This window comes from Saccharopolyspora soli (assembly GCF_022678645.1).
GTDB classification, from domain to species: Bacteria; Actinomycetota; Actinomycetes; order Mycobacteriales; family Pseudonocardiaceae; genus Saccharopolyspora; species Saccharopolyspora soli.
In genome coordinates this window covers 72,123-94,732 of the sequence record NZ_JALBWV010000032.1, presented here as the reverse complement: position 1 = coordinate 94,732, position 22,610 = coordinate 72,123, and the positions used below count along the sequence as shown (strand labels likewise).

The 22,610-nt window shown below is 69.7% G+C and carries 22 protein-coding genes and 1 pseudogene; 15 read left to right on the top strand and 8 right to left on the bottom strand.

All coding sequences use genetic code 11. From position 1 onward, the window contains the following. The 6 genes and pseudogenes from MOQ72_RS23925 to MOQ72_RS23900 form a co-directional block, all read left to right on the top strand. Nucleotides 1-355: pseudogene (locus MOQ72_RS23925) on the top strand (hypothetical protein); the annotation flags it as partial. Next, nucleotides 352-1,326, top strand: a complete 975-nt coding sequence (locus MOQ72_RS23920) for an ABC transporter permease (protein ID WP_242187743.1) — start codon at nt 352-354, stop codon at nt 1,324-1,326. The pseudogene MOQ72_RS23925 and the gene MOQ72_RS23920, both read left to right, overlap by 4 nt. Further along, a complete protein-coding gene (locus MOQ72_RS23915) occupies nt 1,319-2,197 on the top strand; it encodes an ABC transporter permease (protein ID WP_242187742.1) in 879 nt (292 codons plus the stop codon). The genes MOQ72_RS23920 and MOQ72_RS23915 overlap by 8 nt, the downstream gene beginning before the upstream one ends. Next, on the top strand, nt 2,194-2,994 hold the full coding sequence (locus tag MOQ72_RS23910) for an ATP-binding cassette domain-containing protein (RefSeq protein ID WP_242187741.1): 801 nt from the start codon (nt 2,194-2,196) through the stop codon (nt 2,992-2,994). The genes MOQ72_RS23915 and MOQ72_RS23910 overlap by 4 nt, the downstream gene beginning before the upstream one ends. A gap of 115 nt (nt 2,995-3,109) precedes the next feature. Next, nucleotides 3,110-3,772 carry an ABC transporter ATP-binding protein gene (locus MOQ72_RS23905; protein ID WP_242187737.1) on the top strand — a complete coding sequence of 221 codons (663 nt, stop codon included), beginning with the start codon at nt 3,110-3,112 and terminating at the stop codon, nt 3,770-3,772. A gap of 65 nt (nt 3,773-3,837) precedes the next feature. Then, the gene (locus tag MOQ72_RS23900; protein WP_242187735.1) at nt 3,838-3,996 is read left to right on the top strand and encodes a hypothetical protein; all 159 of its coding nucleotides are present in this window, start codon (nt 3,838-3,840) and stop codon (nt 3,994-3,996) included. Nucleotides 3,997-4,414: 418 nt separating this feature from the next. Here MOQ72_RS23900 and MOQ72_RS23895 read toward each other — a convergent pair whose 3' ends face one another. The 3 genes from MOQ72_RS23895 to MOQ72_RS23885 all read right to left on the bottom strand — a co-directional run bounded on the left by MOQ72_RS23895 (nt 4,415) and on the right by MOQ72_RS23885 (nt 7,930). Next, nucleotides 4,415-5,713: a hemolysin family protein gene (locus MOQ72_RS23895; protein ID WP_242187734.1), complete on the bottom strand. Its 1,299-nt coding sequence runs from the start codon at nt 5,711-5,713 to the stop codon at nt 4,415-4,417. A 103-nt stretch (nt 5,714-5,816) separates the two neighbouring features. Further along, on the bottom strand, nt 5,817-6,500 hold the full coding sequence (locus MOQ72_RS23890; RefSeq protein ID WP_242187732.1) for a YqeB family protein: 684 nt from the start codon (nt 6,498-6,500) through the stop codon (nt 5,817-5,819). 167 nt (nt 6,501-6,667) lie between these two features. Continuing rightward, on the bottom strand, nt 6,668-7,930 hold the full coding sequence (locus MOQ72_RS23885; protein WP_242187730.1) for a M14 family metallopeptidase: 1,263 nt from the start codon (nt 7,928-7,930) through the stop codon (nt 6,668-6,670). A gap of 205 nt (nt 7,931-8,135) precedes the next feature. Between MOQ72_RS23885 and hisD the strand changes: the two genes are divergently transcribed. The 3 genes from hisD to hisB are packed head-to-tail and all read left to right on the top strand — an operon-like array spanning nt 8,136 to nt 11,212. After that, nucleotides 8,136-9,452, top strand: coding sequence for a histidinol dehydrogenase (gene hisD / locus MOQ72_RS23880; RefSeq protein WP_242187728.1), 1,317 nt, complete (start codon nt 8,136-8,138; stop codon nt 9,450-9,452). Nucleotides 9,453-9,479: 27 nt separating this feature from the next. Continuing rightward, nucleotides 9,480-10,598 (top strand): histidinol-phosphate transaminase, encoded by a 1,119-nt coding sequence (locus MOQ72_RS23875; protein WP_242187726.1) that lies wholly within the window; start codon nt 9,480-9,482, stop codon nt 10,596-10,598. Further along, nucleotides 10,595-11,212: an imidazoleglycerol-phosphate dehydratase HisB gene (gene hisB, locus MOQ72_RS23870; protein ID WP_242187725.1), complete on the top strand. Its 618-nt coding sequence runs from the start codon at nt 10,595-10,597 to the stop codon at nt 11,210-11,212. The genes MOQ72_RS23875 and hisB overlap by 4 nt, the downstream gene beginning before the upstream one ends. A gap of 85 nt (nt 11,213-11,297) precedes the next feature. On the opposite strand, the gene trpA is transcribed toward hisB, so the two are convergent. The 3 genes from trpA to trpM form a co-directional block, all read right to left on the bottom strand. After that, nucleotides 11,298-12,137: a tryptophan synthase subunit alpha gene (trpA, locus tag MOQ72_RS23865; RefSeq protein ID WP_372495521.1), complete on the bottom strand. Its 840-nt coding sequence runs from the start codon at nt 12,135-12,137 to the stop codon at nt 11,298-11,300. 8 nt (nt 12,138-12,145) lie between these two features. Continuing rightward, a complete protein-coding gene (trpB, locus tag MOQ72_RS23860; protein WP_372495520.1) occupies nt 12,146-13,384 on the bottom strand; it encodes a tryptophan synthase subunit beta in 1,239 nt (412 codons plus the stop codon). 106 nt (nt 13,385-13,490) lie between these two features. Continuing rightward, complete coding sequence (gene trpM, locus MOQ72_RS45685) at nt 13,491-13,631, bottom strand: tryptophan biosynthesis modulator TrpM (protein WP_372495519.1); 141 nt, start codon at nt 13,629-13,631, stop codon at nt 13,491-13,493. Nucleotides 13,632-13,829: 198 nt separating this feature from the next. On the opposite strand from trpM, the gene MOQ72_RS23855 reads away from it, so the two are divergent. Then, entirely contained in the window at nt 13,830-15,911 is a 2,082-nt protein-coding gene (locus MOQ72_RS23855) for a phosphocholine-specific phospholipase C (protein WP_242187715.1), read from the top strand. Nucleotides 15,912-15,976: 65 nt separating this feature from the next. Here the strand turns inward: MOQ72_RS23855 and MOQ72_RS23850 are convergent, their stop codons facing one another. Beyond that, complete coding sequence (locus MOQ72_RS23850) at nt 15,977-17,338, bottom strand: cation:dicarboxylate symporter family transporter (protein ID WP_242187712.1); 1,362 nt, start codon at nt 17,336-17,338, stop codon at nt 15,977-15,979. 145 nt (nt 17,339-17,483) lie between these two features. On the opposite strand from MOQ72_RS23850, the gene MOQ72_RS23845 reads away from it, so the two are divergent. Further along, nucleotides 17,484-19,103, top strand: a complete 1,620-nt coding sequence (locus tag MOQ72_RS23845; protein WP_242187711.1) for a sensor histidine kinase — start codon at nt 17,484-17,486, stop codon at nt 19,101-19,103. Beyond that, complete coding sequence (locus MOQ72_RS23840) at nt 19,100-19,798, top strand: response regulator (protein ID WP_242187710.1); 699 nt, start codon at nt 19,100-19,102, stop codon at nt 19,796-19,798. Before MOQ72_RS23845 ends, MOQ72_RS23840 begins: the two co-directional genes overlap by 4 nt. A 48-nt stretch (nt 19,799-19,846) precedes the next feature. Here MOQ72_RS23840 and soxR read toward each other — a convergent pair whose 3' ends face one another. Next, nucleotides 19,847-20,305: a redox-sensitive transcriptional activator SoxR gene (soxR, locus tag MOQ72_RS23835; protein WP_242187709.1), complete on the bottom strand. Its 459-nt coding sequence runs from the start codon at nt 20,303-20,305 to the stop codon at nt 19,847-19,849. A gap of 96 nt (nt 20,306-20,401) precedes the next feature. Between soxR and MOQ72_RS23830 the strand changes: the two genes are divergently transcribed. The 3 genes from MOQ72_RS23830 to MOQ72_RS23820 all read left to right on the top strand — a co-directional run bounded on the left by MOQ72_RS23830 (nt 20,402) and on the right by MOQ72_RS23820 (nt 22,606). Beyond that, nucleotides 20,402-21,109 (top strand): thiamine pyrophosphate-binding protein, encoded by a 708-nt coding sequence (locus MOQ72_RS23830; protein WP_242187708.1) that lies wholly within the window; start codon nt 20,402-20,404, stop codon nt 21,107-21,109. Nucleotides 21,110-21,278: 169 nt separating this feature from the next. Continuing rightward, entirely contained in the window at nt 21,279-22,211 is a 933-nt protein-coding gene (locus MOQ72_RS23825) for a transketolase family protein (RefSeq protein WP_242187706.1), read from the top strand. After that, nucleotides 22,208-22,606 carry a PPOX class F420-dependent oxidoreductase gene (locus tag MOQ72_RS23820; protein WP_242187704.1) on the top strand — a complete coding sequence of 133 codons (399 nt, stop codon included), beginning with the start codon at nt 22,208-22,210 and terminating at the stop codon, nt 22,604-22,606. The genes MOQ72_RS23825 and MOQ72_RS23820 overlap by 4 nt, the downstream gene beginning before the upstream one ends. Nucleotides 22,607-22,610 lie beyond the last annotated feature (4 nt).

Here is a 22,610-nt window from a genome sequence, read left to right as displayed (position 1 = left end):
TTCTCGGCGTCCCCCTTCCTGGGCGGGGGGCGCCCCCCCCCCCGCCCGCGCGCCCCCCCCCCCCCCCCGCGGGGGGGGGGGGGGGGGGCCCCCCCCACCCCCCCCCCCGGGTTTTTCCCCCCCCCACGACAGCGCCCGGCAGGAACTGGACCCGACCCGGCGCGCGGAGTTCTACCGGCAGGCGCAACGCGCCTACGTCGCCGATCCGGGCTTGGTGTACCTGGCGTTCATCGACCACAGCTACGTGATGCGCGAGGGCGAGTGGTCCGGCTACCAACCGCCCGTCGAGCCGCACACGCACGGGACCACCTGGGGCCCGTGGTGGAACATCGAGTCCTGGAAACCGCAGCCATGAGCCGCGCGATCGGCCGCTTGGTGTTGCGGCGGATCGGGTTCGCCGCCCCGGTGCTGGCGATCGTGGCCTTCGGCGTGTTCCTGCTGGCCGCGGCCTCGCCGTTCGACCCCGTCCACCAGTACTACGGTGTGCAACTCTTCGGCGCGTCCGCCGAAGATGTCGCCCAGGTGCGCGCCCGGTTGGGGCTCGACGATCCCGTGCTCGTCCAGTTCTGGCGTTGGGTCACCGGGGTTTTCGGGGGTGATCTCGGGGTGTCGCGGTCGTTCCGGCAGCCGGTCGCGCAGGTCATCGCGGAACGTCTACCGTGGACGGTTCTGCTGGCCGCGACCGGACTCGCGCTGGCAGTGCTGCTCGCGCTGGTGCTGGGCACCGTCGCCGCCTGGCGGCAGGGCGGCTGGATCGACCGGCTCGTCACCGCCATCGGGCACGCGTTGGAAGGCGTGCCGCCGTTCGTGCTGGCATTGCTGTCGATCGCGGTGTTCTCGCTGGGGCTCGGCTGGCTGCCGGTGGCGGGGCTGACCGATGCGGGTGCGGCGGTGTCGGTCGGGCAGGTCGTCGAGCACCTGGCCCTGCCCGCGCTGGTGCTGGGCATTTCCCAATCTCCTTGGCTGGTGCTGCACGTCCGGCAGTCCATGCTGACCTCGCTGGCCGAGGACCACGTGACCGGAGCGCGGGCGCGGGGCCTCGCGGAAAGCGTCGTGGTGCTGCGGCACGCGTTGCCGACCGCGCTGCTGCCGTTCGTCACGCTGATCGGCGCGCGGATTCCGGAGTTGGTCACGGGTGCGGTGCTGGTCGAGGAGGTCTTCTCCTGGCCGGGCCTGGCCGCCGCCGTGGTCACCGCCGCGACCGCGGTGGACTACCCGCTGCTGGCGATCGTGACGTTGGTTGCCACGGCGGCGGTGCTGACCGGATCACTGCTCGCTGACGTCGCCGCGATCCTGCTCGACCCGAGGGCGGCTACCGATGGCTGAGCCCGCATCGACCTGGCGGCCGGTGGGCCGCAACAGGATCGGGATGCCTCGGGTCCGCACGCGGGCTCGGCTGTTGGGTTCGTCGGGAGTCCTCGCGGTGCTCGTGCTGGCCGCGATCGTGGTGCCCGCGCTGCTGGGCAGCGAGTCCGTGCGCTACGACTCGATCCGCCTCGCACCTGCTCCGGCGCACCCCTTCGGGACCGACTCCAGCGGCCGGGACCTGTTCGTGCAGTCGCTGTCGGGCTTGCGGATTTCGTTGCTGGTGGCCGGATTCAGCGCTGCGGTGTCCACTGTGCTCGGTTCGCTGGTCGGTGCCGTCGCGGGCGCGGTCGGTGGGTGGCCGGACCGGTTGCTGATGCGCCTGGTGGACACCATCAACTCGGTGCCGCACCTGCTGCTGGGCATCGTGATCGTCGCGCTGTACCGGGGGAGCCTGGTCGCGGTGATCCTCTCCATCGCCCTGACGCACTGGACGACCGTGGCGCGCATCGTGCGTTCCGAGGTGTTGTCGCTGCGGCAGCGGCCGTTCATCGACGCGGCGATCGCGGGCGGATCGTCGCGGTGGCGGATCCTGTTGCGGCACTTGCTGCCTGCGATCGTGCCGCAGGCGGCGTTGTCGGCCGTGCTGCTCGTGCCGCACGCGGTCTGGCACGAGACGGCGCTGAGCTTCCTCGGACTCGGCCTGCCGCCGCACCTGGCGAGCATCGGCAACATCCTCGGCGACGGGCAGGACGCGGTGCTGCTCGGTGCGTGGTGGATCGTGCTGTTCCCGTCGGTGCTGCTGGTCGCCACCACCTTGGCGGTGTCCGGGTTGGCCGCGACCTGGCGCGATCTGGTCGTGCCGCGACGGCGATCGGAGTTGGCGCTGTGAGTGGACCACTGCTCGAACTCGACCGGTTGTCGGTGCGCTTCCTGTTGGGGCGGCGGGCAGAAGTGCGTGCGGTGACCGATGCGACGCTGCAACTGCGCCCCGGTCGGGTGCTCGCCCTGGTGGGGGAATCCGGATGCGGCAAGTCGGTGCTGGCCGCGGCACTGCTGGGCTTGCTGCCCGGCAACGCGCAAGTGCGCGGCGAGGCCGTGCTGCGGGGCGGCGTCGAGTTGCTGTCCGCGCCGGAAGCAGTGCTGGCCGGGCAGGTTCGCGGTCGGTTGATCGGCTTGGTGCCGCAGTCCGCGAACACCCACCTGACCCCGGTGCGCACCGCGCGCCGCCAACTCGTCGAGACGATCCGAGCGCTGCACGGGGAAACCGGAGCCGACGAGCTCGCCGAACGGGTCGGGCTGAACCCCGTGGACCTCGACCGGTATCCGCACGAACTGTCCGGCGGGATGGCGCAGCGGGTCGCGATGGCATTGGCGCTGGCCGGAAATCCGCAGGTCATCATCGCCGATGAGCCGATCACCGGGCTGGACCGGCCGCTGGTGCACCGCACCGTCGACCTGCTCGCCGAGGCCGCCACCGACGACCGCGCGGTGCTGCTGATCACCCACGACCTGGCCGCGGCGCGGCGGGTGGCCACCGACGTCGCGGTGATGTACGCCAGCCGCATCGTCGAGGCCGGGCCTGCTGCACAGGTGCTCGCCGATCCCTGGCACCCCTCACCGCCGGACTGCTCGCGGCGCTGTCGGACGGCGGGTTCCAGCCGATCCCCGGTCACCCGCCAGCGCTGACCGAACTGGACCGCATCGAACAGGAATGGGGCTGTGTGTTCTGCCAACGGTGTCCCGACGTGCCGGGATTCGCCGCGTGCACGGGCGATCCGGAACTGCGCGAGCACGGCGGCCGGTGGGTCGCCGCGCACCCGCCGTGCTGAGCGCGACCGGCCTGGTCGCCGGATACCGGCGCGGTGAGCCGGTGCTCGACGGGGTCGACCTGGATGTTCCCAGCGGTGCGGTGGTCGGTCTGGCCGGTCCGAGCGGGTGCGGGAAATCCACGTTGGCCAGGGTTCTCGGGCTGCTGCACCAGCCGTGGTCCGGCCGGGTCGTCCTCGACGGCGAACGCGTCACCGGCTTCCGGCACGCGACCCCGCGAGCGCAGCGCACCACGATCAGCATCGTCTTCCAGCAGCCGCGGCCCGCGGTCGATCCGCGGTTCACGCTGCGGGAGATCGTCGCCGAACCGCTTCGCGCCACCGGAAGCGCTGGGGACGTCGACGCGCTGACCGACGAGGTCGGGCTGACCCCGGAACTGCTGTCCCGGCGACCGCACGAGGTCAGCGACGGCCAGTTGCAGCGGGCCTGCTTGGCGCGGGCATTGGCGTTGCGGCCTCGGTACCTGATCTGCGATGAGATGACCGCGATGCTGGATGCGTCCACGACGGCAGCCTTGGTGCGGGTCGTGGACCGGCACGTGCGCGAGCACCACACCGGGGTGCTCGCGATCAGCCACGACGAGGATTTGCTGCGGTATTGGGCGGCGCATGTGGTTCGCTTGGGCCACGCGATGTGACATCGTGGGGCCGAACGCGGTCTCGGGGGGACCGCTCGAATGACGACCGATCCGAGGAGTCGACGTTGAGCGAGGGCGAAGGCACCACCTTCATGCAGTGGCGGGAGCGGGCCCAGACCGAAGTCCGCGATGACCGGCCGAAGATGCGCGCGGTCATGATCACGGCCGCGATCGTGGTAGTCGTCGGGATCGCGGTGGGATCGGTGATCCTCCTCCTGTCCTGACCCCCAGAACCCACCCGCACCGCGATGGAGCGAAGTGAAGGGCACCTATTACCAAGTTGGAGAGTGCGCGGCTCGTTTTGCGTGGCGGTGCGGGTAGCGGAACCTCAGAGGCTTTCTCGTCTCCGGGATCCCCGACATCATGCATGCCGATACACCACGTCGGGGCTGTCCTCGCGAGAAAGCCTCTGAGAACCCGCGGCGGCGCCGGTTGCGAGGGTGGGCTAAGCGGCTTCGCCGCTTGCGACGGCCCAGGTGCGTGCGTCCGTTGGGTGTCGCGGCTGCGGTCTACCACCGGAAGCGGCTACCGCCGCTTGCTTGACGACCGCCCAATCCGCGCGCCCTCCAAGTTGGTAACACGTGCCCTTCACCTCTCACTCGAACGCGCAAAACGAGTTCTGGGATCGCGCAGATGGAGACCTCACTCCGGGGCGTCGTCGAGCCTGGTGACCTGCAGGCGGGCCACCCGGTGGCCGTCCATCGCGCGAACCGTGAAGCGATGGCCGAGGGCCTCCACGGACTCGCCCTCGTTCGGCACCCGGCCCAAGCGGCTGACGAAGAAGCCCGCCACGGTGTCGTAGGGACCTTCCGGCAGTTCGATCCCGGTCTGCTGCTCGAAATCGGCGCGGTGCAGCAGGCCGTCGGTCTCGAAACTGCCATCCGCCCTGGGGCGCACCGGTGCGGCGCTCGGGTCGTACTCGTCCCAGATCTCGCCGACGACCTCCTCCACCAGGTCCTCGACGGTGACGATGCCCGCGGTCCCGCCGTATTCATCCACCACCACCGCGAGGTGCCCGCCGCCGCGCCGCCGCATCTGCGTCAACGCGGCCAGCACCGGCTTGCTCGCCGGTAGCGCGGTCGCTGGCCGGGTCAGGTCGCCGACCGTGCGCGCCGCGGCGTGGTCGTCGTGCGTGGTGGTGAGCAGGTCGCGCACGTGGATGACCCCGACGACGTCATCGGCGGTGTCCCGGATGACGGGGTACCGCGAATGCGGCTTGCCTGCCACCTCGTCGATCGCATCGGTCAACGACATGGTGTGGTCGAGGAAGTCCACCTCGGTGCGCGGCACCATGACCTCGCCGAGCACCCGGTCGGTGGCCCGGAACGCGTCGCTGAGCAGCCGCCGCTCCTCGACGGTCAGCTGCTCGTTGGTGCGCACCATGTCCCGCAGTTCTTCCTCGCTGACCTCGTCGGCGGCGTCGCGCGGCTCGATGCCGATCAACCGGACCACCGCGTTGGTCGACTTCGACAGCAGCCAGATCAGCGGCCGGGACAGCGCCGCCAACCGGTCCAGCACGCCAGCGGTGACCAGCGCGACGGCCTCCGTCCGTTGCAGCGCAAGTCGCTTCGGAGCGAGTTCGCCGAGCACCAGCGACAGGTACGACACGAACAGGGTCACCACCACCAGCGCCAGCGACGCCGCCAGCCCGATCGGCAGGCCCCACCCCGCCAGCACCGGCTCGATGCGCACCGCGATCGTCGCGCCGCCGTAGCTGGAGGCGAAGAACCCGGCGAAGGTGACGCCGATCTGCACCGCGGACAGGAACCGGTTTGAGTCCTTCCGGAGCTTGGCCACTCGAGCACCGCGCCGGTCGCGCTCGGCGAGCTTGCGGACCTGGCTGTCGCGCAGCGAGACCAGCGCGATCTCGGCCGCGGCGAAGTAGCCGCCGAAAAGCACGAACAGCAGCACCAGAGCGACGTTCCACACGACGCTGTCCATCTTCCGATTCTTCCATTTCCGGCGGTCGCGGGCGCTCCCCGAACGCTCCCGAGGCACCCGCGTGAGCAGGGAGCTTTGACCTCCGGCGGTGCTGGAAGGGGCGTCAGGAGGTCGCTCGCCAGTACTGGCGCTTCTGCACGTCGCGGACCAGGATGCCCCGCTCGGCCAGCTCGGTGCGCAGCAGCGCCGCTTCCTTCCCGTCGCGCTTGCGCAGCGCGCGCTCGCGCGCTGCCAGCAACGTGTTGATCCGCAGCGACAGTTCCGGGGTGTCTTCGACCCACAAGCTGTAGTGGCCCGCGAACGGATCCTTGTCGCGCCACGGGTAGCCGTGCTCGGCGAAGGCCCGGCGCAGCGCCCGCTTGTCCAAATCGGACTTCTGCCGGACCAGTTCGCCACCGGAGGAGTCCAGCAGCACGAGGTGCTTGCCGTCCACGAAGACCGAGCCGATCACGGCGCGCTCGGTGTGCTGCTCCGATCGCCCGACGGTCAGCGTCACCTGTTCCGCGGAGATCGTGACCGTGAGCCGCTCCTGCGCCATCAGCCCGGCGAATCCGAAGCCGATGACCGCGCCGATGACGATCGCCCCGACCGTGCCCCAGGGATCGGGCACCGACGCGGCCAGCTCGAACACGCCCTGGAACGGCGCCCACGGCAGCGCGGTGACCCAAGCCGCCACCAACCGCAGCAGGAAGACGGCCAGTGCCCCCAGCAACGGGCAGATCACCCACGAGCCGCGCCGGACCAGCACGTGCTCGGCCACTGTCGTCGCATCGGGGTCGGCGGCCATGCCGCCATTATCGCCACCGCCGCACCCGAACCGCCGCCACCCGCCAAACCCAGCGACAGGTCGTCGTGAGCGCGTAGCCGGGTTGGAGCCCGCTTTCGCACTCACGACCACAAGAAAGGGCCCGAGGCGCCCAACGGCACCTCGGGCCCGGTCCCCCTCCCCTCAGGTCAGGCTCCTGCCTCGCGGAGCAGGATGTCCACCGCTGCGTCGTTGCGGACGGTCTCCTGCTGGATGACCTCGTCCGGCGGGTAGAAACCGTCGATGCCGCCGCCGCTGGCCGGGTACATCTCGAAGGTGAACGCCAGGATCTTGTGCTGGCCCCACATCCAGTCGAGGCTGTCGCCGTCGGTGATGTAGAGGTCGCTGGACTGCTGCGGCGTGTAGCCGTTGGAGCCGGCCATCTCGCCGCCGATCCGCGCGAACCGGTCGTACTCCTGCTGCGTCATGCCGTCGGTGACGTCGTCGGAGGTGTGCCCGAAGGGCCACAGCACCAGCTCGGAGTAGGTGTGGAAGTCGATCGCGGCCTTGATCTGCTGCGCGCCGCCGACCACCCGCGAGTCGACGAAGTCGCGCATCGCCGCGGTCTCCGGAGCCGACCACTCCGCGGTGCCCCGGTAGGTCTCGTCGTTCGGGTCGTCGCTGGAACCACCGCAGCAGCCCCACAAGTAACCCCAGTTGCGGTTGAGGTCGGTGCCGGTGTCCTGCCGGTTCTTGCGCCAACCCTGGTACTGGCCGGACTCCACGTCGAAGACCGAGCCGTCCGGGTTGACCACCGGGATCACCCAGATCTCCCGGTTGTCGACCACGTCCTTGATGGCCGGGTCGGCGTAGTTGTCGGTGAACCGCTGGGCGATGTGCAGGCACATCTCGGTGGTCAGGTGCTCGCGGGCGTGCTGGTTGCAGTTGAAGAGGACCTCGGGCTCGTCCTCGTCCTGCCCGACGTTGTCGCTGATCTTCAGCACCGGGATGTCGCGGCCCTCGAAGGACTTGCCGATGCTGGACTTCGCCGCGATGTCCGGGTGCTCGCTGGCCGTCGCGTCGAGCTCGGCGACCATCTCGTCGTAGTTGTGGTAGCCCTGGTCATCGGGCGGGAAGTCGCCCGGCACCCGCTGCTCGCCGCTGAGCTGCTGCAGCGCGTCGGCGACCTTGGTCTCCTCCCGCAGCGCGAACCCGGCGGCCCGCAGCTGCTCGGCCTGGGCGGGGGTGGCCTCCACGGTCGCCACCCCGTCGGACACCGAGAGGACCTGGGCGCCGGTGCGGTTGATCTCGGTTCGAGCCTGGCTGTCGGTGTTGGGGACGGTGTAGATGGCCGAGTCCTGCGCGGCGGTCGCGCTCGTCGGCTCCGCGGACACGCTGGCCTGGATCGGTGCCAACAGGACCAGGCATGCGGCGGCCGCCACCGTCACCGCCTTGCGCCGTGAGCTGAACATCGGGTCTCCGATCGATCACTGGTTGTGATGTTGGAAGGTTGGAGGAGCGACCCGATGTTGGCAAGCCACTGGCGAACAATGGCCTGCTGTTGACATTTTCCCATTTCGGACGGTTGTCGTGGATGGTCGGCGAGCAGGTTCGCGGACGGCTCCGAACCGCGGCGATTACCCTGGTCGTGTAGCCCCGGGGACCGAAAGGACGCTCATGCTCACCCGTACCGACCTGCGCGGTCGTGTTCCGTCCACCTCGAAGCTGCGCGCGACCCTGCCGCGCGCCGAAATGGACGTCGAGCACGTGCTGCATCTGGTTCGGCCGGTGATCGAGGCGGTCCGCGACCGCGGGGTGGACGCGGTCCTGGAGTTCACCGAGAAGTTCGACGCCGTTCGACCGGAACGGGTGAGGGTGGCGGCCGGGGAGCTGCGCCGCGCCCTCGACGAGCTTGACCCGGCGGTGCGCGCGGCCCTGGAGGAGTCGATCGCCCGCGCCCGCAAGGTGCACGACGACCAGCGGCGCACTGACACCACCACGCAGGTGGTGCCCGGCGGCACGGTCACCGAGCGCTGGGTGCCGGTCGCCCGCGTCGGCCTGTACGCGCCGGGTGGGCTGGCGGTCTACCCGTCCAGCGTGGTGATGAACGTGGTCCCGGCGCAGGCCGCGGGCGTGGAGTCGCTGGTGGTGTGCAGCCCGCCGCAGGCCGAGTTCGGCGGCCTGCCGCACCCGACGATCCTGGCCGCCGCGCAGCTGCTCGGCGCCGAGGAGGTCTGGGCGGTCGGCGGCGCGCAGGCGGTGGCGCTGCTGGCCTACGGCGGGCAGGACACCGACGGCGCGGAGCTGCTGCCAGCCGACCTGGTGACTGGGCCGGGCAACGTGTACGTGACGGCCGCGAAGCGGCACCTGCGCAGCCTGATCGGCATCGACTCGGAGGCGGGGCCGACCGAGATCGCGGTGCTGGCCGACGACACGGCCGACCCGGTGCACGTGGCAGCCGACCTGATCAGCCAGGCCGAGCACGACACGCTCGCGGCGAGCGTGCTGGTGACCACGTCGGTGGAGCTGGCCGACGCGGTGGACGCGGAGCTGGAGCGCCAGGTGGCGCAGACCAAGCACCACGAGCGGATCAGCACCGCATTGGGCGGCAGGCAGTCCGGCTGCATCCTGGTGTCCAGTGTGGATGATGGGATCCGGGTGGTGGACGCCTACGCCGCCGAACACCTGGAGATCCAGACCGAGGATGCCGACGCGGTGGCCGCGCGGGTGCGCAACGCGGGCGCGATCTTCGTCGGCCCGTACGCGCCGGTGTCGCTGGGCGACTACTGCGCTGGCTCGAACCACGTGCTGCCGACCGGCGGCTGCGCGCGGCACTCGTCCGGCCTGAGCGTGCAGAGCTTCCTTCGTGGCATCCACGTGATCTCCTACCACGAGCAGGCGTTGCGCGACGTCGCCGACAAGGTGGTCGCGCTGGCCAACGCCGAGGACCTGCCCGCGCACGGTCAGGCGATCACCGCCCGCTTCCCCCGCTGACGCGCCCGAAAACCGAAGGTAGAACTCATGAGTGACGTGCTCGGCGCCGATACCACGCTTGCCGACCTGCCGTTGCGGGACGATCTGCGCGGCCGCAGCCCCTACGGCGCGCCGCAACTGGACGTCTCGGTGCGGTTGAACACCAACGAGAACCCCTATCCGCCGCCGCGAGAACTCGTCGACGACGTGACCGCGGCGGTGCATGAGGTGGCTACGGCGCTGCACCGCTACCCGGACCGCGACGCCAAGGCGTTGCGCGCCGACCTCGCCGCCTACCTGGCCGAGGCGACCGGCGTGCCGCTGGCGATGGAGAACGTCTGGGCCGCCAACGGTTCCAACGAGGTGCTGCAGCAGATCTTGCAGGCTTTCGGCGGACCGGGGCGCACCGCGCTCGGTTTCGAACCGTCGTATTCGATGCACCCGATCCTGTCGGCGGGCACCCGCACCGACTGGCTGCCCGCGCCGCGCCGCGCCGACTTCAGCCTGGACGGTGCGCAGGCGGCTCGGATCGTCACCGAGAAGCAGCCCAGCGTGGTGTTCGTGACCAGCCCGAACAACCCCACTGGGCAGTCGGTTTCGCAGGACGACCTGCGCGCCGTGCTGGACGCCGCACCAGGCGTGGTCGTGGTGGACGAGGCGTACGCGGAGTTCTCCGCGCGGCCGAGCGCCATCGAGCTGATCGAGCAGTACCCGGCGAAGCTGATCGTCAGCCGCACGATGAGCAAGGCGTTCGCGTTCGCCGGTGGTCGGCTCGGCTACCTGGCGGCCGCTCCGGCGGTGATCGACGCTCTGCTGCTGGTCCGCCTGCCGTACCACCTGTCGGTGGTCACCCAAGCCGCCGCGCGCGCCGCGCTGCGGCACTCCGAGGCCACCCTCGGTTCGGTGCGGGCGCTCATCGACGAGCGCGAACGGGTGGTGGAAGCGTTGCGGCAGCAGGGTTTCGCGCCGGTGCCCAGCGACGCGAACTTCGTCCTCTTCGGACGGTTCGCGGACGCGCACCGGGCCTGGCAGCGCTACCTGGACGCCGACGTGCTGATCCGCGACGTCGGCATCCCCGGCCACCTGCGGGTCACCATCGGCACGCCGGAGGAGAACGACGCCTTCCTGGCGGCGAGCAAAGTCGTGAGCGAGGAGATCGAGCAGTGACATTCCAACCGGGAACCCGCGTCGGCCGGGTCGAACGAGCCACCAAGGAATCCTCGGTGCTGGTCGAACTCGACCTCGACGGCACCGGCCAGGTGGACATCGACACCACGGTGCCGTTCTACGACCACATGCTCACCGCGCTGGGCACCCACGCGGCGTTCGACCTCAAGGTGAAGTCGACCGGTGACATCCACATCGACGCGCACCACACCGTCGAGGACACCGCGATCGTGCTCGGCCAGGCGCTGCGCCAAGCGCTGGGCGACAAGAAGGGCATCCGCCGCTTCGGCGACGCGTGGATCCCGATGGACGAAACCCTCGCGCACGCGGCGGTGGACGTCTCGGGCCGCTCGTACTGCGTGCTGACGGGAGAACCGGAGCAGTACAACAGCTTCACGATCGGCGGCAACTACCCGTTCGTCCTGAACCGCCACGTGTTCGAGTCCCTGGCGTTCCACGCCCAGCTCAACCTGCACGTCCGAGTGATCCACGGCCGAGACCCCCACCACATCGCGGAAGCCCAGTACAAGGCAATAGCCCGAGCCCTCCGAGCAGCGGTCGAACCCGACCCCCGCTTCACCGGCGTCGTGCCTTCGACGAAGGGCGCCCTGTAGAGCGAATCTTTCGAGGTGAGGGGCACCCTTCACCAACATACTTGGTAAAGGGTGCCCCTCACTCGTCCCCCTTTGGCTCGGGTTCCTATGCGCCTGACTGCCTCGCCGCACCGTCCACATTGGTGTTTCGGGTGCGGACACCCCGTGCCAGTTCGGTTACCAGTTGGCGCGTTCGAGCGAGTCCGGTGGTGAAGTCGGGTGCTTCCAGCAGTTGTCGGACGACTGCGGATCCGACGATGACGCCATCGGCGAAGCTGGCGACCTGGGACGCCTGGGCTCCGGTCGCCACCCCCAGACCGACGCATACCGGCAGTGCGGTCGTCGCGCGCGTGCGACGTACCAGGGTTTCCGCGTCAGCGCTGACGAAATCCCGTGCGCCGGTCACGCCCATCAGCGATGCCGCGTAGACGAAGCCAGATCCCGCCGCCGTGATCGTGCCCAGGCGGTCGTCGCGCGTGCTCGGTGCCACCACGAATATCGTCGCGAGTCGGTGGCGTCGCGCTGCTTTCCGCCATGCCTCCGACTCGTGCACAGGCAGGTCCAGCAGGATGCAGCCTGCCCCGCCGACCGCAGCTAGATCGGCCGCGAACTTTTCGACCCCGTAACGATCAACGCAGTTCCAGTACGTCATGACCAGCACCGGAACCTCGGTGTGGGTGGTAACCGCGCGGACGGTGTTCAGGACCGCGTCCATGGTCGCGCCGCCGCGCAGTGCGCGGTCGTAGGCGGCCTGGTTGACGGGGCCGTCCAGCATGGGGTCGCTGTACGGGACTCCGACCTCGATGATGTCGCAGCCGCTGTCGACCATCGCCGTCATCGCCTGCACGTCCGCACCGATGCTCGGAAAACCTGCCGGGAGGAAGCCGATGAGGGCGGCGCGGTCCTGTTTCGCGGCGCGGGTGAAGACTTCGTCGAGCTGCTCGATCGCGCCGGTCACCGGGCCACCTCCGCGGCGAGGAGTCCCGCTTCGCGGGCGACGGTGTCCATGTCCTTGTCGCCGCGTCCGGACAGGCCGACCAAGATGACGGCTTCCGGACCGAGCGTTCGGCCAAGCCGCAACGCGCCCGCCAGGGCATGGCTGGATTCGAGCGCGGGGATGATTCCTTCGGTTCGGGACAGCAACAGCAACGCTTCCAATGCTTCGGCATCGGTGACGGGCAGGTAGTGGGCGCGGCCGATGGCGTTCAGGTAGGCGTGCTCGGGCCCGACTCCGGGGTAGTCCAGCCCGGCCGCGATCGAGTGGGTCGGCTGGGTCTGCCCCTGCTCGTCTTGCAGGACGTACGAGCGCGAGCCGTGCAGGATGCCGGTTGATCCCGCACTGATGGCCGCCGCATGACGCGTGCTGCCAAGGCCCTCGCCAGCGGGTTCGAAGCCGTGGAGTTCGACGTGTTCGTCCGGCAGGAAGGCGTGGAAGAGCCCGATGGCGTTGGAACCACCGCCAACGCAGGCCGCGACCGCATCCGGTAGCCGCCCGGTGTGCGCCAGGATCTGGCTGCGGGCTTCCACGCCGATCACTCGTTGGAAGTCGCGCACCAGGCTGGGGAAGGGATGCGGCCCGGCTGCGGTGCCGAACGCGTAGTGGGTACTCCGGACCGTCGCCACCCAATCGCGAAAAGCCTCGTTGATCGCGTCCTTTAGCGTGCGGGTACCGGATTTCACCGGCACCACGGTCGCACCCAGGACCTCCATCCGGGCCACGTTGAGCGCCTGCCGTCGGGTATCCACCTCGCCCATGTAGACCGTGCACTCCAAGCCGAGCAGTGCGCAGGCGGTCGCCGTGGCCACGCCGTGCTGACCTGCGCCGGTGTCGGCGATCACGCGCACCTTGCCCATGCGTTTGGCCAACAGGACTTGGCCCAGCACGTTGTTGATCTTGTGGGAGCCCGTGTGGTTCAGGTCTTCGCGCTTGAGGAAGATGCGGGCGCCGCCCGCGTGCTCGGCGAACCGGGCGACCTCGGTCAAGGGGCTGGGGCGGCCGACGTAGTGGGCCATCAGGTGGTCGAACTCCGCGGCGAACGAGGGGTCGGCCATGGCCGCCGCGTACTCATCGGCGAGCTCTTCGATGGTCGCGACCAAGGCTTCCGGGACGAAAGATCCGCCGAAAGCGCCGAAATAGGCGTCGCTTGGGGAATTTTCGCTGCTGTGGGCAGGGAAGAAGAAACGGTGGCACATCATGATGTCTCCTCGCGGGCACAGCGGTGCCCGCGGTTGGGTGAGAATGACTGGCGAAAACGCCTCGCGAGCACAACGAGCCCGCGAGGCCGAGCATCAGCTCAGCTCAGCTCAGCCATCGCCTGCCGTTGACCTGCCCAGGCTCACATCCGATGTGGTAGCGCACTCGGCGACCCCGAACGCGGCGCGCTGGAGCCCGGCAACCGCATGGGCGGCAACCGGGTAGCAGACGTGCACCGACGTTCACGCGGCGGAATGTAGCAGGCGCGGTTCGCCTGCGGCAGCTGCATTTCCCGGTGCGCGTTCAGCACAACCCGCCGATCGTTGGGGCACGGAGCGTAGTCGGCGCGCCCCGCGTTGCGCTGTTTGGCTGACACGGGTGGTTCATCGGTGCGTCACTATGGGGTCTCCCCGGCTTGGTTTTCGTCGGCAACTATTTTTCGTTGTGACAGAGGTTTCTCGACGTCGGGTGCTCGCCGGTGCCGCTGGGGTGGTCGGCGGCGCTGCCGCCGCTTCGCTGCTGCCGCCCTCCCTGCACCGAGCCATGGCGCAGCCCGCTCCCGTTGGCGGGCTCGATTCGGTTGGGCACGTCGTCGTGCTGATGCAGGAGAACCGTTCCTTCGACCACTACTTCGGCACGCTTCGCGGCGTGCGCGGCTTCGGTGACCGGCAGCCGTTGCGGCAGCCCGACGGCCGGTCCGCGTTCGAGCAGCCCACCCCCGGCGGCGCGGTGTTGCCGTTCTCGCTGCGGCAGGGCGCCGAGCGGGCCGGGCGGCCGGTGTCCGACATCCAGTACCTCGGGGCCCTCGACCACAGCTGGGAGGGCAGCGGGCGGGCCTGGGCGCGCGGCTGGAACAACGACTGGATCGCCGCCAAGACCGCCGCCACCATGACGTACTACGAGCGGCCGGACATCCCGCTGCAGTACGAGCTGGCGGACACCTTCACCATCTGCGATGCGTACCACTGCTCGGTTTTCGGCTCCACGAACCCGAACCGCAACTACCTGTGGACCGGCACCACCGGCTACGAGCCCGGCACCACGGCGCGCGCGGTGACCAACGCCGCCTACGACTACGACCACGGCGGCTACGACTGGACGACCTACCCGGAACGGCTGGAGAAGGCCGGGCGGTCCTGGCAGATCTACCAGGAGTGGGACAACTTCACCGACAACGCCGTCGAGTACTTCCAGACGTTCAAGGCGATCGGCCACCGGATGCTCGCCGGGGTGGACGGGAACTTCCGCACCACCGAGGAGTTCTACACCGCGCTGTTCGACAAGCCCGTCGAGGAGCGGCAGCGGCTGCTCAAGCAGTTGGAGGCGGGTCGCGCGAGCCTGACCGACGCCGAGCGGAGCCTGTTCGACCGCGCGATGTACCGCAGCGAGCCCGGCACGCTGGTGCAGCGGCTGCGGGAAGACATCAAGGCGGACCGGCTGCCCGAGGTGGTCTGGCTGGTCCCCTCCGCCGTGGACTCCGAACATCCGGGCAGTTCGACGCCGGTCGGCAGCGCCAACCTGATCTACGACGTGCTGGACGCGATCGCCGATCCGAAGATCTGGTCGAAGACCGCGCTGCTGCTCAACTTCGACGAGAACGACGGCTACTTCGACCACGTGCCACCACCGGTGCCGCCGAAACCGGAGTCCGGCAACGGCGACGACTACTTCGACGGGCAGCCGATCGGGCTCGGCCCGCGGGTGCCGATGACCGTGGTGTCGCCGTGGACGATCGGCGGGTTCGTCAACTCGGAGGTGTTCGACCACACCTCGGTGCTGCGCCTGCTGGAGCGCTGGACCGGCATCGCGGAACCGAACATCAGCGCCTGGCGGCGAGCCGTGTGCGGCGACCTGACCTCGGTGTTCGACTTCCGGCGGGGCGCCAAACCACCGAAGCCCACCGAACCGGGCCCGGTGCCCGCACCGATCGAGCGCTGGCACCCCGAGCCGCCACCGGAGCAGAACCTCCCCGTGCAGGAGTCCGGTAGCCGCCCGGCTCGCGCCCTGCCGTACCAGCCGCAGGTTTCCGGTGCGGTCAACGGTGCGGTGCTGGCGCTGCGGCTCGGCAACGTCGGTTCCAGCACCGTGCACTTCACCGTCTACCCGTACGCCGAGGAGCTGGCCGAACCGTCCCATGTGGACGTTCGTGGCGAGCAGGTGGTGAACGTGCCGGTGCGCGAGGAGTACCGGCTCGCGGTGCAGGGGCCGAACCGGTTCTGGTTCGAGCTGAGCGGATCGCGCGGTGGCCGGGCCGCCGGCGTTGACGTGCAGACCCGGCACACTCCGCGCGGCCTCGCGCTGGAGCTGCGCAACGGCGGTCCGCAGGACATCACGCTGCGCCTGCGGTCACTGGGCTACACCACCCACGAGGAGCAGGTCCGGGTGGCGGCCGGTGGCGCCCAGCCGCTGGAATGGCCGTCGGATCGCGGCTGGTACGACGTGGAGGTCACCACGTCCCAGGACACCTCGTTCCGACGCCGCATCACCGGCCGCGCGGAGAACGGCGAGCCCGGCGTCACCGGCTGAGCGAACGAGAAGGGCACCTCCCGCCAACTGGCGGAAGGTGCCCTCCACCGCGGGGGAACGCGGTTTCAATTGGTGGCTGTAGCTGGGACCTTCTCCGCTTCGGGGTCGGTGCCGCCGTGCCCGTCGTCGACGAAGGACCGTTCGTTGAAGGGTTCTTCGCCCGAGAACACCTTCTTCATCTGCTCTCGGTCGATCTCCTTGGTCCACGATCCGATCAGCACCGTGGCCACCGCGTTGCCCGCGAAGTTGGTCACCGCGCGGGCCTCGGACATGAACCGGTCGATGCCCACGATCAACCCGACGCCGTCCAGCAGTTCGGGGCGGTGCGACTGCAACCCACCGGCCAACGTGGCCAGCCCGGCGCCGCTGACCCCGGCCGCGCCCTTCGAGGCGACCATCATGAACAGCAGCAACCCGACCTGCTCACCCAGCGACAGCGGATCGCCCAGCGCGGACGCGATGAACAGCGAAGCCATGGTCAGGTAGATCATGGTGCCGTCGAGGTTGAACGAGTAACCGGTCGGCACCGTGATGCCCACCACCGGCTTGCTCACGCCGAGGTGCTCCATCTTCGCGATCAGCCGCGGCAGCGCCGCCTCCGACGACGAGGTGGACACGATCAGCAGGAACTCGCGGCCCAGGTAGCGCAGCAGCGAGAAGATGCTGACCCGCGCGAACATCCACAGCACCGGGCCGAGCACCACGAACACGAACAGCAGGCAGGTGGTGTAGAAGCCGAGCATGATCACGGCCAGGCTCTTGAGCGCCTCCACCCCGGTCGCGCCGACGACCGCCGCGATGGCGCCGAACGCACCCACCGGAGCCGCCCACATCACCATCGCCAGCATCTTGAACACCAACCGCTGCGCGTGTTCGATGCCGCGCAGGATCGGCGCGCCCTTGTCACCCATCGCCTGCAGCGCGAACCCGGCCAGCAGCGCCACCAGCAGGGTCTGCAGCACCTGCCCCTCGGTCAGCGACGAGACCAGGGTGTGCGGGATGATCCCGAGCAGGAAGTCCGTGGTGCTCTCGGCCTCTTCACCAGCCTGCTCGGCGCCCGCGCCGCGCAGCGCTTCGGTCAGGTGCAGGCCCTCGCCGGGGTGCAGCACGTTGCCCACCAGCAGCCCGATGACCAGCGCCACCAGGGACATGGCGAGGAAGTACACCAGCGCCAGGCCACCGACCTTGCCGACCTTGGCGGCCTTCCGGACACTGCCCACGCCGAGCACGATGGTGCAGAAGATGACCGGCGAGATCATCATCTTGATGAGGTTGACGAACCCGGTGCCCAGCGGCTTGAGGCCCTCGCCGAAGTCGGGGACGAGGAAGCCGACGGCGATACCGGCCAGGACCGCGACGATCACGGCGAGGTAGAGGTAGTGCGTTCTATCCCGACGGCGTGTTGTCGCAGCGTCGTTGCTTGCCACTGTTGCGCTCCTACTGGGCTACCGGGTAACACTCGAACCACCCGTGTCCCAGGTCACGGCGTGGCCGGGAAGTCACTATCTGCGCCGGGTATCGTCATCGTCACGTTTCTGTTCATTGTGTTCATGCCTCCGTCACGGGTCCGTCATGCCTTCCGCCGATGACCGCAACTGGTTCGGCCGCGTCCGGCCGCGCTGGAGCCTGGCCCGCCAGCTGTTCGTGCTGCAGGTGGTCGTGGTGGCCCTCGTCGTGCTCGCCGGAGCCGGGCTCGCCTGGTACGACGCGCAGCAGCGCAACGAGGACGGGGCCCGGGACAAGGTCGTCGCGGTGGCCCGCACCCTGGCCGCGCAACCCGCGGTCCGGGAGGGGGTGACCGCGCCGAACCCGAGCGCCACCCTGCAACCGCTGGCCGAGCGGGTCCGGCTCGACACCGGGGTCGACTTCATCACGATCATGTCCCCGGACGGCATCCGCTACACGCATCCCGATCCGACCCGCATCGGGCAGGTCTTCCTCGGGCACATCGACCAGGCCGTCGCCGGGCACGTGTTCACCGAGACCTACACCGGCACGCTCGGCCCGTCGGTGCGCGCGGTGGTGCCGGTCTACGACGACGCGTACCAGCTGCGCGGGCTGGTAGCGGTGGGGATCACGGTCCGGATCCTCACCGCCGAACTCCGGGAGCAGGTGACCGCGCTGGCGCTGGTCGCGGCGGGCGCGCTGCTGGTCGGCGGGGTGTTGACGTACCTGGTCAGCGAGCGGATCCGCCGCCACACGCACGGCCTGCGGCCCGCCGAGCTCAGCCGCATGTACGAGTACCACGACGCGATTCTGCATGCGGTGCGCGAAGGTTTGCTGCTGGTCGCGCCGTCCGGGCTGGTGACGTTGTGCAACGATGGGGCCGCTGTGCTGCTCTCGATGGATCCGGGCGAAGCCGAAGGCAAGGACATCTCCGAACTCGGCCTGCCGCAGTCCCTTGTGGACACCCTCGGTTCGGGGCGAACGGTGCGCGACGAGGTGCATTTGACCGATGACCGCGTGCTGCTGGTCAACATTTCGCAGATCCACAGCGGCGGCCGCGATCTGGGCGCGGTGGTCACGCTGCGGGACCACACCGAGCTGCAGGCGCTCAGCGGCGAGCTGGATTCGATGCGCGGTTTCGCCGAGTCGCTGCGCTCCCAGGCGCACGAGTCGGCGAACCGGCTGCACACCGTGGTGTCGTTGGTGGAGCTCGGCCGCGCCGAGGAAGCCGTGGCGTTCGCCACCGCCGAACTGGAACTCGCCCAGCAGCTCACCGACCGCGTCGTCGGGGCGGTCAGCGAACCGGTGCTCGCGGCGGTGCTGCTGGGCAAGAGCGCGGAGGCGGGCGAGCGCGGGGTGGAGGTGGTGCTCAGCCCGGACACCGAGATCGACGACGCCGCCGTGGGACACCTCGACTCCCGGGACCTGGTGACCATCCTCGGCAACCTGATCGACAACGCGGTCGAGGCGGCGTTGGAAAGCCCGCAACCGCGCGTCGAGGTGACCATCCGGTCCACTTCGGACGGTGTGCTGATCCGGGTCGCCGACAACGGGCCGGGCGTTGATCCGGACAGTGCCCAGCAGGTCTTCCAGCGCGGCTGGTCGACGAAGGACGACGGCCGCGGGCTCGGGCTCGCGCTGGTGGGGCAGAGCGTGCGCCGCCACCGGGGCACAATCGTCGTGCACAACGAGGGTGGCGCGGTGTTCACGGTGCAGCTGCCCGCCGGATCGGATGTGGCGCGGTGATCTCGGTTCTGGTCGTGGAAGACGATCCGCTGGTCGGTGAGGCGCACGAGGCATATGTGGCCCGGATCGACGGATTCGCCGTCGCCGGTCGGGTCCGGACTGGACAGGACGCGCTGCGGTTCGTCGACCGCACCCCGGTCGACCTGGTGCTGCTCGACCTGCGGCTGCCCGACATGGACGGACTGCAGGTCGCGCGGGCGCTGCGCACCGCGGGCAGCGATGCCGACGTGATCGCGGTGACCTCGGCCCGCGACCTCAAGGTCGTCCGCGCCGCGGTCTCCAGCGGCGTGGTGCAGTACCTGCTCAAGCCGTTCACCTTCGCGGCCATGCGGGAGAAGTTGGAGCACTACGCGCGGTTCCGGGCCAGCCTCGGGCACGACCGGGAAGTCAGCAGCCAGGCCGAGATCGACCGGGCGTTCTCCGCGTTGCGCAGCGTCGATCGCGCGGCGTTGCCGAAGGGCATGGGCGAGGAGACGCTCGCGGCAGTCGTTTCGGCGCTGCGCGCCAATCCCGACGGAGCCCCTGCCGGGGCTCTCGGCGAAGCCGCCGGGGTGTCCAGGGTGACCGCCCGCCGCTACCTGGAATACCTGGTCAACAACGGCATGGTGGAACGCCGACCGCAGTACGGCACCGTCGGCCGCCCCGAGATGGCCTACCGGTGGGTTGGCGAGGTGATGGGTGAGGGGCACCCGTGACCCAGTTACTTGGTCACGGGTGCCCCTCACCCTGCGGTGCAGCGAAGTTCAGCGGCGGTCGGCTGTTGGGCGTAGTAGCGGGGCGCCGGGGCCGAACTCGGCCAACTGGTCGTCGGCGTTGTGCAGGGCGCAGGTGCGCAGGGACAGGCAGCCGCAGCCGATGCAGCCGGTGAGGCGGTCGCGCAGGCGTTGCAGACCGTCGATGCGCGCGTCCAGTTCGTCCCGCCAGCGGCGGGACAGCCGCGCCCAGTCCGCCTTGGTCGGAGCGTGGTCCTCCGGCAGCGTCGCCAGCGCTTCGGAGATCTGCTCCAGGCTCAGGCCGACGCGCTGCGCGGAGCGGATGAACGCCAGCCTGCGCAGCACCGCCCGGTCGTAGCGACGCTGGTTGCCGGTGGTGCGGGTGGTGGAGATCAGGCCGCGCTGCTCGTAGAAGCGCAACGCGGTCTGCGCGACCCCGCTGCGGTGCGCGACCTCACCGATGGTCAGCAGTTTCGGTAGCTTCGACACGTCCGCCAGGCTAGCCGAAGACTTCGAGCAAAGTTTAAGTATTCGCCGTTCGCGGGCCTTGACTTCGAGTTTGCTGGAAGTTTCATCCTGGTCGGCATGACGATCAGCAGACCGCGCACCGGACTCGGCTACGCCGATCTCCGGCCGCTGATGAGCGCAATGACGGGCGACGAGAAGCACTCCTTCGCCGCCACCTCGACGCTCGACGTGCTGTGGGTGCTCTACGACCAGGTCCTGTCGGTCGACCCGCAGCGCCTCGACGATCCCGACCGCGATCGCTTCCTGCTCTCCAAGGGCCACGGTCCGATGGCCTTCTACGCCGTGCTGGCGGCCAAGGGCTTCCTGGACCCGGCGGAACTGGCGCACTTCGGCGAGTTTGACTCCCGACTGGGTTTCCACCCGGACCGCGCGCTGGCGCCAGGTGTGGAGATCGGCAGCGGCTCGCTCGGCCACGGCCTGCCGCTCGGGCTCGGCGTGACGCTCGGTCTGCGCGCGCAGGGCCGGGACCGGCAGCGCGTCGTGGTCCTGGTCGGGGACGCCGAGCTCGACGAGGGCAGCAATCACGAGGCGATCCAGGTCGCTGGCCGCTGGGGACTTGGCCAGCTGACCGTCGTCGTGGTGGACAACCGGTCGTCCAGCACGGGCTGGCCGAACGGGGTTGCCGACCGCTTCGCCCGCGAGGGCTGGGCCACCCGCACCGTCAACGGCCGCGACCACGCGGCGCTGCACGACGCCCTCACCGACACCCACCCGGAGCGCCCGCTCGCGGTCGTCGCCGAGGTCGAATCCAAGGAGCTGCCATGACACCCGTTTCAACCTCAGTCCTCCCCAACCGCACCTCAGGGGAACGTGACGCAAACCAGCCACCAGAAACTACGAAAAGCGAGATTCGTGCTGGACGCCACCACCACTGCGAATCGCGGAGAGGCGGGACAGTGAATCGCGGAGAGGCGGAACTGGAGGTGGACCAGTCATGACCGCGCCAACTGTCGCCACTACTGCCACGACGATGCGCGAAGCGTTCGTCGACACCGTCACCGAAGCGCTCGACACCGATCCGCGATTGGCCGTGGTGCTGGCCGAGATCTCCGCCGACCGGTTCGTGGCCGCCGCGGACCGCCACCCGCAGCGGGTGCTCAACGTCGGCATCCGGGAGCAGGCCATGGTCAGCGTGGCCGGTGGGCTGGCGCTGACCGGACTGCGGCCGGTGGTGCACACGATCACCCCGTTCCTCGTCGAGCGGCCCTTCGAACAGCTCAAGCTGGACCTCAACCACCAGGGCGTCGGCGCGGTCGTGGTCAGCACCGGGGCCTCCTACGACTACCCGACCGCCGGTCGCACCCACATGGCGCCGGGTGACGTCGCACTGATCGACACGCTGCCGGGCTGGACCGTGCACGTTCCCGGCCATCCGGCCGAGGTCGAGGCGCTGCTGCGGTCCGCACTGCCCGGCGGCGACCTCGTCTACCTGCGGCTTTCCGAGCGGGTCAACGCCGAGCCGCTGGTGACCGGGCCGGGCTGGCACCCGGTGCGGCGTGGCAGCCGTGGCGTGGTGCTAGCCGTCGGACCGATGCTCGGGCCAGTCCTGGCCGCAACGGCGACGCTCGACGTGACAGTGCTCTACACGGCAACGATCCGGCCGTTCGACGTCGCCGGGCTGCGTGACGCGGTGCGGGCGGCGAGCGCCGACGTCGTGCTGGTCGAGCCGTACCTGCGCGGCACGTCGACGCACGAGGTCAACGACGCGCTGGTCGACATCCCGCACCGCGTGCTCGCGCTCGGCGTCCGACGCGATTTGGAACTGAGGGCCTACGGGACCGCCGACGAACACGAGAACGCGCACGGCCTGGGTCCGACCGACATCGGCGCGGCAGTGCGGGAATTCCTGAACGGAGCCGCGAAATGACCTTCACCGAAGCCGAAATCGAGTACCTGGAGAGCCAGCCGCTCGGCCGGTTGACCACCCTCGGACCCCGCGGCGAGCCGCAGGCGCGGCCGGTCGGCGTGCACCTGGGACCCGACGGGACGATCGACGTCGTCGGCTACTCCAACGCGACGTCGCAGAAGTGGCGCAATGTCGAACGGGATCCGCGGGTGACGTTCCTAGTCGACGACATCGCTTCGCTGCGGCCGTGGAAGGTGCGGGGCATCGAGATCCGGGGCGAGGCCAAGGCGTTGTTCGGCGTGGGGTCGACTGTGCCCGGGATGAGCGGGGACGTCATCCGCATCCACCCCAGGCGAGTGCTGTCCTGGGGGATCAACGGCGATCAGCCGCGCGTCGTCGCCCGCGACGTGGGCTGACGTG

What these genes read in the sequence shown, in the direction of transcription:
- MOQ72_RS23875 (WP_242187726.1), top strand. Translation starts at nt 9,480, where the DNA reads ATGAGTGACGTGCTCGGCGCCGATACCACGCTTGCCGACCTGCCGTTG.
- hisD (WP_242187728.1), top strand. Translation starts at nt 8,136, where the DNA reads ATGCTCACCCGTACCGACCTGCGCGGTCGTGTTCCGTCCACCTCGAAG.
- trpB (WP_372495520.1), bottom strand. Translation starts at nt 13,384, where the DNA reads ATGTGCCACCGTTTCTTCTTCCCTGCCCACAGCAGCGAAAATTCCCCA.
- MOQ72_RS23820 (WP_242187704.1), top strand. Translation starts at nt 22,208, where the DNA reads ATGACCTTCACCGAAGCCGAAATCGAGTACCTGGAGAGCCAGCCGCTC.
- MOQ72_RS23825 (WP_242187706.1), top strand. Translation starts at nt 21,279, where the DNA reads ATGACCGCGCCAACTGTCGCCACTACTGCCACGACGATGCGCGAAGCG.
- MOQ72_RS23915 (WP_242187742.1), top strand. Translation starts at nt 1,319, where the DNA reads ATGGCTGAGCCCGCATCGACCTGGCGGCCGGTGGGCCGCAACAGGATC.
- MOQ72_RS23845 (WP_242187711.1), top strand. Translation starts at nt 17,484, where the DNA reads ATGCCTTCCGCCGATGACCGCAACTGGTTCGGCCGCGTCCGGCCGCGC.
- MOQ72_RS23920 (WP_242187743.1), top strand. Translation starts at nt 352, where the DNA reads ATGAGCCGCGCGATCGGCCGCTTGGTGTTGCGGCGGATCGGGTTCGCC.
- MOQ72_RS23830 (WP_242187708.1), top strand. Translation starts at nt 20,402, where the DNA reads ATGACGATCAGCAGACCGCGCACCGGACTCGGCTACGCCGATCTCCGG.
- MOQ72_RS23890 (WP_242187732.1), bottom strand. Translation starts at nt 6,500, where the DNA reads ATGGCCGCCGACCCCGATGCGACGACAGTGGCCGAGCACGTGCTGGTC.
- MOQ72_RS23885 (WP_242187730.1), bottom strand. Translation starts at nt 7,930, where the DNA reads ATGTTCAGCTCACGGCGCAAGGCGGTGACGGTGGCGGCCGCCGCATGC.
- MOQ72_RS23895 (WP_242187734.1), bottom strand. Translation starts at nt 5,713, where the DNA reads ATGGACAGCGTCGTGTGGAACGTCGCTCTGGTGCTGCTGTTCGTGCTT.